The sequence below is a fragment of the Geminocystis sp. CENA526 genome (assembly GCF_050753365.1).
Taxonomy (GTDB): Bacteria; Cyanobacteriota; Cyanobacteriia; order Cyanobacteriales; family Cyanobacteriaceae; genus Geminocystis.
The window spans coordinates 1-2746 of the sequence record NZ_JBLZFY010000210.1 but is presented as its reverse complement, the minus strand read 5'-3'; the positions used below and the strand labels follow the sequence as shown (position 1 = coordinate 2746).

Genomic DNA, 2746 nt, shown 5'->3' with positions numbered 1-2746 from the left:
ATATCAACAGCAAGAAAACAGGGAAGAAATATTTTAGAAATTCTGACTCAATTGTTGAATGGAGAAAATATCCTTTTAGTTTAAATTTTCCTAACGTAGGTAGTTACAAATTTTCTCCATGTCTTTTGACTGTTGCCTCTTGCCTCTTGCCTACCTTCATCAAAATACGATGAAGCAACCCCTACTTATAATTCCATTAATTGGGTTCGATCGATCAGAAAATCCAAAAAAGTTTGAGCAATGACAGACAACTGCTTTCCTGCTAAATGGGAGATATACCAATGGCGAGGGATAGGGAAATTTTCCACATCAAGGATAGCTAAATCCTCATTAGAAGCAAAAGTTAAAGTATGTTTTGACAATACAGAAATTCCTAAACCGCCTAAAATAGCTTGTTTTATCGCTTCATTACTGCCTAATTCCAGTCTTACCCTCACATTAATATTATGCTCGTTAAATAAATTTTGTACAGCTTTACGAGTACCAGAGCCTAATTCGCGCATAATAAAAGGATAGGCTTCTAACATCTCAAGGGGTATTTGTTGATTTTCTACTAAAGGATGATCTTTTCTAGCTATTACGACAAGAGGATTATCAATAAAAGGTTGACTTTTCAAATCAATTTCGCAAGGTGGTTGACTGAGAATATATAAATCATCCTGATTATTCAACATTCTTTCTTGTATCTGTTTATGATTTGTCACCTGTAAAGAAATGTCAATATCGGGATAAAGCAGACAAAAAGAGCCTAAAATACGAGGAATAAAGTAAGTAGCGGTGGTAATCACCGATAAACTTAATTTTCCTTCTTTTGTACCCTTTAAATCAGCAATTTTCATCTCAAAATTATCTAATTGAGAAAAAACATCTTGACAAGTGGTAAGTAACTCTCTTCCTGCTTGGGTTAAATAAAGTTGTTTGCCTATCTGCTCAAATAAAGGTAATCCGATAGTTTTAGTTAACTGTTTTACTTGACTGGATACCGTTGGTTGAGTTATATCTAATTCTTCTGCCGCTTTAGTAAAACTTCCTAGTCTGGCGGTGGTTTCAAATACTTGTAACTGATGTAAGGTTGCGTGAATCAAACATTTAACTCCTATGTCTATTTATCTTTATTGATACATAATAAGTTATAGATAGATAAACGTCAATGTTAAATAAAGAAGTTTTACAAATACAAATAATTTTAATTTAACGTGATGATGATAAAATTGCTATAATGGTAAGGTTATGTTTTAATTTAAAAAATCATGCTTCCTATCGTTGCCATAATAGGCCGTCCCAATGTTGGTAAATCTGCTCTGGTTAATCGTTTATCCGGCGAACAAGATGCGATCGTATATGATGAACCGGGTATAACGCGCGATCGAACTTATCGTCCAGCATTTTGGCAAGATAGGGAATTTCAGATAGTGGATACAGGGGGGCTAGTCTTTGACGATGATACCGAATTTTTGCCCTTTATTCGAGAACAAGCTCAAGCCGCTTTAGCAGAAGCCGTAGCCGCTATATTTGTGGTTGATGGGCAAATGGGGTTAACCGCAGGAGATGAAGAAATCGCCGCATGGTTGCGCACTCAAAATGTACCGACAGTATTAGCAGTCAATAAATGCGAGTCAGAAAAACAAGGATTAAGCCAAGCCGCCGAGTTTTGGAATTTGGGCTTAGGTGAGCCTTATCCCCTTTCAGCCATTCATGGCAACGGTACAGCCGAACTATTAAACGACTTAATTCAATATCTCCCCACCATGGATGAGATAGAAGACACCGAAGAAATCAAAGTTGCGATTATTGGACGACCAAACGTAGGTAAATCAAGCCTTTTAAACGCTTTAACAGGAGAAAATCGCTCGATCGTGAGTCCTGTTTCTGGTACAACCAGAGACGCTATTGATATGGTAATAGAAAGAAACGGTAAAGCCTATCGTTTAATTGATACTGCTGGTATTAGACGCAAAAAAAATGTCGATTATGGCGCAGAATTTTTCGGCATCAATCGAGCCTTTAAAGCCATTAAACGGGCGGATGTCGTCTTATTTGTCATCGATGTTTTAGACGGTGTTACCGAGCAGGATTTGAAACTGGCAGGTAGAATCATCGAAGAAGGACGCGCTGCTGTTATCATCGCTAATAAATGGGATGCTGTAGAGAAGGATTCCCATACTATCTACGAATACCAGAAAATGCTCGACGATCGACTATTTTTCATGGAATGGGCAGAAAGACTATTTGTATCCGCCATGACAGGCAAAAGGGTAGATAATATCTTAGACTTAGTGGACAATGCCGCCGAAGGACATAAAAAACGAGTTAGCACTGCGGTAATCAATGAAGTGATAGAAGAAGCCGTGAAATGGCATTCTCCTCCTACCACACGTCAAGGGAAACAAGGGCGCATCTATTACGGTACGCAAGTAACCTCCAAACCGCCTACCATTGCCTTATTTGTCAATGATCCCAAACGGTTAGATAATAACTATCGTCGTTATATGGAAAAACAATTCCGTCAACAACTAGGCTTTAAAGGCACACCGTTAAAACTCCTTTGGCGTGGTAAGCGTCTGCGAGAAGGGGAAAACATGGGTGGAACTCGTGCTACTAAAGTATAATAAAAAAGTAAGAAGTAAAAAGTAAGAAGTAAAAAGTAAGAAGTAATGAAGAATAAGGTAGGGGTTTAATATATTAAACCCACCCCCACCAAAAAAATATAATTATTTCTTCCCCCTCTTCCCCCTCTTCCCCCTCT

General features: G+C 38.1%; 2 protein-coding genes. One reads left to right on the top strand and one right to left on the bottom strand.

Going from position 1 to position 2746, the window contains the following annotated elements; all coding sequences use genetic code 11:
* Positions 1 to 185 precede the first annotated feature (185 nt).
* Positions 186 to 1085, bottom strand: a complete 900-nt coding sequence (locus tag ACN4EE_RS22690; RefSeq protein WP_431708786.1) for a LysR family transcriptional regulator — start codon at positions 1083 to 1085, stop codon at positions 186 to 188.
* 162 nt (positions 1086 to 1247) lie between these two features.
* Between ACN4EE_RS22690 and der the strand changes: the two genes are divergently transcribed.
* The gene (gene der / locus ACN4EE_RS22685; RefSeq protein WP_431708787.1) at positions 1248 to 2609 is read left to right on the top strand and encodes a ribosome biogenesis GTPase Der; all 1362 of its coding nucleotides are present in this window, start codon (positions 1248 to 1250) and stop codon (positions 2607 to 2609) included.
* Positions 2610 to 2746 lie beyond the last annotated feature (137 nt).